This window comes from Actinomadura sp. WAC 06369 (assembly GCF_003947565.1).
GTDB classification, from domain to species: domain Bacteria; phylum Actinomycetota; class Actinomycetes; order Streptosporangiales; family Streptosporangiaceae; genus Spirillospora; species Spirillospora rifamycini.
The window spans coordinates 1-6325 of sequence record NZ_QHJN01000269.1 but is presented as its reverse complement, the minus strand read 5'-3'; the positions used below and the strand labels follow the sequence as shown (position 1 = coordinate 6325).

The 6325-nt window shown below is 77.7% G+C and carries 6 protein-coding genes; 2 read left to right on the top strand and 4 right to left on the bottom strand.

The genetic code is table 11. From position 1 onward, the window contains the following. The 4 genes from DMH08_RS37740 to DMH08_RS37725 all read right to left on the bottom strand — a co-directional run. Nucleotides 1–618: glycosyltransferase family 2 protein (locus DMH08_RS37740; protein WP_199748201.1), on the bottom strand; the 618-nt coding region annotated here is incomplete at its 3' end. Continuing rightward, the gene (locus tag DMH08_RS37735; RefSeq protein ID WP_125621017.1) at nt 615–1700 is read right to left on the bottom strand and encodes an NAD-dependent epimerase/dehydratase family protein; all 1086 of its coding nucleotides are present in this window, start codon (nt 1698–1700) and stop codon (nt 615–617) included. The genes DMH08_RS37735 and DMH08_RS37740, both read right to left, overlap by 4 nt. 336 nt (nt 1701–2036) lie before the next feature. Next, complete coding sequence (locus DMH08_RS37730; protein ID WP_125621015.1) at nt 2037–3116, bottom strand: aminotransferase class V-fold PLP-dependent enzyme; 1080 nt, start codon at nt 3114–3116, stop codon at nt 2037–2039. 14 nt (nt 3117–3130) lie between these two features. Further along, a complete protein-coding gene (locus tag DMH08_RS37725) occupies nt 3131–4150 on the bottom strand; it encodes a helix-turn-helix transcriptional regulator (protein ID WP_233618053.1) in 1020 nt (339 codons plus the stop codon). A 124-nt stretch (nt 4151–4274) separates the two neighbouring features. On the opposite strand from DMH08_RS37725, the gene DMH08_RS37720 reads away from it, so the two are divergent. Both DMH08_RS37720 and DMH08_RS37715 read left to right on the top strand, forming a co-directional pair. Beyond that, entirely contained in the window at nt 4275–4799 is a 525-nt protein-coding gene (locus DMH08_RS37720; protein ID WP_026401735.1) for a pyridoxamine 5'-phosphate oxidase family protein, read from the top strand. 469 nt (nt 4800–5268) lie between these two features. Continuing rightward, nucleotides 5269–6325, top strand: a 1057-nt coding sequence (locus DMH08_RS37715; protein WP_199748200.1) for a hypothetical protein, incomplete at its 3' end; no start/stop codon positions are given.

Sequence of the window (6325 nt, the reverse complement as noted above, 5' to 3'; positions counted from 1 at the left end):
GCCGCCGAGCGTCCCGGTCACCTTCGACTCGCCGGTGCGGGGCCGGTAGGCGACGTCGATCTCGGTGATCCGCCACCCGCGCGCGGCGGCGCGCAGCACCGTCTCCAGCGGGTACCCGAACCTGCGGTCGCGGACGTCCAGTCCGGTGAGGGCGGCGCGGCGGGCGGCGCGCATCGGGCCGAGGTCGCGCAGCCGGGTCCCGGCGCGCCGGTTCAGCGACCGCGCCAGGACGGCGTTGCCGAGCCGGGCGTGCGGCGGCCACGCGCCGCGCCCGGTGGGGCGGCGCCGCCCCAGCACCAGGCCGGGCGGTCCGCCCGCCGCCTCCAGGTCGTCGAGGGCGGCGACCAGGCGGGGCAGGTCGGCGGGGTCCAGGGACGCGTCGGCGTCCATGACGCACACGGTGCCGGCGGTGGCGGCGCGCAGTCCCGCGTGGCAGGCGGCCCCGAACCCGCGGGCGGGGGCGGGCACGACCCGCGCGCCGTGGTCGGCGGCGACGCGCGCCGACCCGTCGGTGGAGGCGTTGTCGACGACCAGCGGCCGGAAGCCCGCGGGCATCCGCGCCAGCACCCACGGCAGCGCCTCCGCCTCGTTCAGGCAGGGCAGGACGACGTCGATCACGAGCCCACCCTCTCGACGGCGGCACCCGCGGGCGTTGCGGTAGGCGTTCCGGTAGGCGTCGCGGCGGGCGCGGCGGGCTGGCGGGCGAACTCGGCCATCCCCTCGGCGAACGGCACCGCCGGGGAGAAGCCGAGCTCGCGGCGGGCGCGGTCCGGCCGCGCGACGATGTGCCGCACGTCCCCCAGCCGGTACCCGCCGGTGACCTCGGGCGCCGGACCGTCCAGCGCCCCCGCCAGCGCCGCGGCCATGTCCCCGACGGTCCGCGGCTCGCCGCTGGCGATGTTGTAGGCGCGCAGCCCGCCCGGTTCGGGCGGGCTCACCGCGAGCCGCTCCAGCGCCAGGACGTTCGCGCGGGCGACGTCGCGGACGTGCACGAAGTCGCGGCGCTGCGCGCCGTCCTCGAACACCAGCGGCGCGCGCCCGTCCAGCAGCCGGGACCGGAAGAGCGCCGCGACGCCCGCGTAGGGGGTGTCGCGCGGCATCCGCGGCCCGTACACGTTGTGGTAGCGCAGCGCCGCCGCCGACCCGCCGGTGGCGCGCGCCCACGACGCGGCCAGGTGCTCCTGGGCGAGCTTGGTGTCGGCGTACACGTTGCGGGGGTCGGGCGGGACGTCCTCGCCGACGGCGCCGGGGACGAGCGGCCGCCCGCAGCGGGGGCAGCCGGGCTCGAACCGCCCGGCGTCCAGATCCCGCGCGGGCCGCGGCCCGGGCCGCACGGCGCCGTGCCGGTCGCAGGTGTAGGCGCCCTCGCCGTAGACCACCATCGACGACGCCAGGACGAGCGCGGCGACGCCGGCGCGGGCCATCTCCGCGAGCAGGACGGCGGTGCCCTGCACGTTGACCGACGTGTAGGCGGGCAGGTCGGCGACGTCGACGCCCAGGCCGACCTTGGCGGCCTGGTGGCACACGGCGTCCGCTCCGCGCAGCAGCCGGGCGACGTCGGCGCCGTCCCGCACGTCGGCGGGCGCGTCGTCGGCGCCGGGGCGCAGATCGAGGCCGCGGACGCGGTGGCCCGCGTCCCGCAGCGCCTCGGCGATGTGCGAGCCGATGAATCCGGCCGACCCGGTGAGCAGTACGTTCATGCGGACGAACGTAGGACGCGGGACCCGCCCGGACGGGCCGGAAAGGCCCCGCGCGGCCGCCTTGTCAGCGACTCGTAAGATCTTCCGCCCCGGCCCGCCCCATCGACGGCTCCACCGCCCGGCGAGCCCCTCGCCGAGCGGCCCCTGAGGGACGACGGCGACGGCGCGCCCCGATGGCGTAGGCGGGAGGGTCCGTCCTGTCGGGCGCCGTCCGGGCCCCGCGCGCCCAGGTCCGGGCGAGGACTGGCGGCGGGAGCGGTTACGGGCCCGGCGCCTGCTCGCGCCTGTGCGGGGAGCGACGCCGGGTGCCGGGGCGCGCGAGGAGTCGGGGGCGGGTCAGGCCGTGGGCACCGTGCCGCCGTCCGTCCCGGCGAGGACGGGGGCGAGGAGCGCGGAGGCGCGGTCGACGTCGTCCTCGGTGGTGGTCAGGTGGAACGCGCAGCGCAGCCGCCCGGCCCGCACGGAGGCGATCACGCCCGCGTCGCGCAGCCGCTCGGCGGTGCCGTCCGGGACGGGCAGCGACACGATCGCCGAGTCGCCGGGCGGCAGGCCCAGCGCGGCCTGGAACCGGCGGGCGAGCGCGACGTCGTGCGCGTGGATCGCGGGCACCCCGACGCTCTCCAGCAGTTCCAGCGCGGGGGCCTGCCCGATCCAGCTCGCCCACGCCGGGGACAGGTCGAAGCGGCGGGCGTCGGCGGACAGCCGCAGCGGCGTCCCGTAGATGGAGTCCCAGATGTCGGCGCCGCCGTACCAGCCCGCCCCGATCGGCGGGAGGTCGGCGAGCGCCTCCTCGCTGCCGGCGAGGAACGCGGTGCCGCGCGGCCCCAGCAGCCACTTGTAGCCCCCGCACACCAGCCAGTCGGCGCGGTCGCCGGGCACCGGCAGCCACCCGATCGCCTGGGTGGCGTCCAGCAGGACGCGGGCGCCGTGCGCGCGGGCCGCGCGGGCGAGGTCGTCCATGGGGACGATGCGGCCGTCGGCGGACTGCACCACCGACACCGCGACGACGTCGGTGCGGGCGTCGATCCGGTCGACGATCTCCTCGAGCGGGACGGCGCGCACGTCCAGCCCGGGGCGGGCGAGGAACGGGAACAGCAGCGAGGTGAAGTCGCCCTCGGCGACGAGCACGCGGGCGCCGTCCGGGAGGGACGCGGCGACCAGCCCGACGAAGTACGACACCTGCGGGCCGCAGGCGACCCGGGAGGCGGGGAGCCCGATGAGGCGGGCGAACGCCTCGCGGGAGCGGGTGACGGCGGCGTCGGCGGCGTGCGCGGTCATCAGGCCCGCGGCGCGGCCGCGTTCGGCGGCCAGGGCGGCCTCGTGGGCGGCGCGGGGCGGCAGCCCGTAGGTGGCGGTGTTGAGGTAGGCGACGTCGGCGGCGAACTCCCGCTGCGCCTCGCGGACGGAGATGCTCATGCCGTCATCGTCGCTCACCGGCGCGCGCCGCCGTCCCCGCGGCCCCGTCCCGCGGGGTCGGTGGCCGCGGCGGCGCGCGACAGGCGGACGGCGAGGGCGGCGAGGCGCTCGGCGAGTTCGGGCGGCTCGCGGACCTCGAAGTCCAGGTCGAGGAACGCGATGCGCAGCGCCGTCCACTCCAGGGAGTCCGGGGCGGTCCGGACGGTGCAGGTGCGGTCGTCGACGGGTTCGATCTCCTCGCCGGTGACGCGGAACCGGTCGGCCAGTTCGGCGGCGGAGGCGTGCACGGTGAGCACCGCCCGGCGGACCGGCGCCCGCCGCGCCAGGGAGCGGGTGACGAACGCGGCGGCGTCGGCGGCCGGCAGCGGCCGCGGCGGCGTCCGCGCGCCGGTCGGGTGCGGGGCGCCCATGCGGTCGACGCGGAAGGTGCGCCAGTCGGCGCGTCCGGTGTCGTAGGCGACCAGGTACCAGCGGCGGCCCGCCGACACCAGCCCGTGCGGCTCCACCAGCCGCGCGGGCCCTCCGCCGTCGCCGCCGCCGTGGGTGCGGTAGGTGAAGCGGACGCGTTCGTGGTCGCGGCAGGCGGCGGCGAGCACGGTCAGCGCGGCGGGGTCGACGGTGGGTCCGGCGGGCGGGCCGGTCAGCGGGGTGGTCGCGGTGTGCAGGGCGGTCACGCGGCGCCGCAGCCGGTCCGGCAGGACCTGCTCGAGCTTGGCCAGGGCCCGCACCGACGCCTCGCCGATGCCCTCGACGGCTCCGCCGGCCGCGCCGCGCAGCCCGACGGCGATCGCGACGGCCTCCTCGTCGTCCAGCAGCAGCGGCGGCATCGCGGCGCCGGCCTCCAGCCGGTAGCCGCCGGCGGCGCCGAGGTCGGCGTGCACCGGGTACCCGAGGTCGCGCAGCCGCTCGACGTCCCGGCGGACGGTGCGGGCGCTGACCCCGAGCCGTTCGCGCAGTTCGGGGCCGGTCCAGGTGCGGCGGGTCTGCAGCAGCGACAGCAGCCGCAGAAGCCGCCCGGAGGTCGTGTCGGTCACGCCCGCCAGTATGGCGCCGAACGAGGCCGTTTCCTGTCCTCTTTCCGGGCGGCCCGGGGGCGGTGAGTTCCGGGCGGCGGCCGTGTCCGTCCTTGTGACGCCCGTGCGGCCGAAGGAGGACACGATGACCGAACGCGAACCCGTCCAGACCACGGACCTCGACATCTACGGCGGTGGGCCCCTGGAGTGGCGCACCGTGCGCGACGCCCTGGTGGCCGCGCTGCCGAAGATGGAGACGCCGGTGTTCCTGGGCACCGTCCGTCCCGACGGGCGCCCCCACGCGGCGGGCATCGGTGCGCTGTGGCTCGACGGGGAGGTGTACTTCACCAGCGGCCCGGGTACCCGCAAGTCCCGCAACCTGGCGGCGAACCCGGCGTGCACGGTCTCGGTGCGGGTGCCGGGGGCGGACCTGGTCCTCGAGGGCGAGGCGGTGCGGGTCACCGATGCGGCGGTGCTCGAGCCGGTCGCGGCCGGATACCGGGACGGCGGCTGGCCCGCGCAGGTGGACGGCGACGCGCTGACCGCCCCGTTCAGCGCGCAGAGCGCGGGGCCCCCGCCGTGGCACGTGTACCGGCTGCGCCTGCGCACGGCGTTCGGCGTGGCGACCGCCGAGCCGTTCGGCGCGTCCCGCTGGCGTTTCGCCGACTGACCCCTGCCGCCCGCTTCCCGTGCCGCCCGACGAACGCCGCTGACAAGGCGTCGCGGGCGCCGCCCGGACTGTCGATGCCCTCGCCACAGGACTCGTCCAGGCGCTCTCGTCGGGGCGTCTCACCGCGTGCAGGGCCGGACGAGCAAGACCTAATGGCGGCGGGTTACACCAAGGCCAGAGCGGGCCCGGGTCGGCCGGGCCGAGAGCGGACATCCCGGCGGTGCCCGTCTCGCAAGGCCCGGGACTCTCCGCCCGGCTTCACGTTGCACTCGCGGCGCACCGACACGGTGGTGCGCCGCCGTTCGGCGCGCCGGGTCGGTCCGCGTCGGCCGGGGCGGCGCCACGGCATCCGGCTCGTCCGCTCCCCCGGTGGTGGGCGCGGTTCTCCGGCTTCGTCCGTCGACTTTGGTCTATGCGGGGTCTCCCTTGGAGGGATGGCGGGGGTGCGGGCGGTGCCGAGACTGAAGGCATGGCTGGGGGAATGTCGCTGAAGGGCGCTCCGGTGGGCCGCTGGACGCTGGAGCTCGACGGTCGACTGCTGGAGGCGGAGACGAGCCGCGCCGGGTGGCGGCGCCGGGTGCGCCTGTACGTGGACGGGGAGTCCGCCGGTGAGGCTTCGGGCTTCAACCCCGTGGCGGTGCCGTTCGAGGACGCTGCGGTGCGCGCGGTGTTCGACGTGGCGGGGCTGGTCGACGGGCAGGCCGCGCGGTGCGAGTTCGTCGCGCGCGACCGGGAGGAGGGCGAGGACGGCAACGAAGAGTCCGGGGATGAGCCGGATGCGTCGGGCGGGTCGGACGAGCCGGACGGCAAGGGGGTGCGGTTCGCGCCGCCGGAGGGGTCGCGGGCTGCTCGCAGGGAGGCGCTCGCGCGGGCGCATCCGGTGCTGTACGCGTCGCGGCACGTGGTGGTGGCGGCCGGGCAAGTGCTGCTCCCGCTGCTGGGGCTGGGCGTGCTGGTCCGGATGCTGGTGGAGCTGGTGCCGTGGCCGGACGTGAGCCTGCCCGATGTGTCGTTGCCCGATGTGGATCCGCCGGATCTGCCTCTTCCCGACGTGCCGTGGCCCGACTTCGATCTGCCGGACATCTCGGCGCCCTGGTGGGTACAGGCCGTCCTGACGACGGCCAAGTTCTGGGGACCGCTGCTGGTCGCGGTGGGCGTCGCGGCGAGGGAGGTGTCCCGCCGCAGGCGGCAGCGCGCCGAGGAGGAAGCCGGCCGGGACGGCGCGGACGTGCGCCCGGCTGGTGAAGGTCCGGCGGACGCGCGGGACGACCGTCCGGACGACGACGGCGGCGGCCCCGCCGCCGACCGGAGCACCGCCGACCGGGCCAGCGCGGTGCGGGAGGGCGCAGGCCAAGATGTCGCGGGCCGGGAGGTTGCGTCCCGAGAGAGCGCGCCCCGAGATGGCGCGGTCCGGGAGGTGGCCCGCCGAGAGGACGCTCCCCGAGAGAGCGCTGCCTGGGAAGGGGCGCGCCCAGACGGAGCGGCCGGCCGGGACGGCGCGGACGTGCGCCCGGCTGGTGAAGGTC

Excerpts from the sequence above, each read along its gene's own strand:
- DMH08_RS37720 (WP_026401735.1), top strand. The coding sequence starts at position 4,275 with ATGACCGAACGCGAACCCGTCCAGACCACGGACCTCGACATCTACGGC.
- DMH08_RS37735 (WP_125621017.1), bottom strand. The coding sequence starts at position 1,700 with ATGAACGTACTGCTCACCGGGTCGGCCGGATTCATCGGCTCGCACATC.
- DMH08_RS37730 (WP_125621015.1), bottom strand. The coding sequence starts at position 3,116 with ATGAGCATCTCCGTCCGCGAGGCGCAGCGGGAGTTCGCCGCCGACGTC.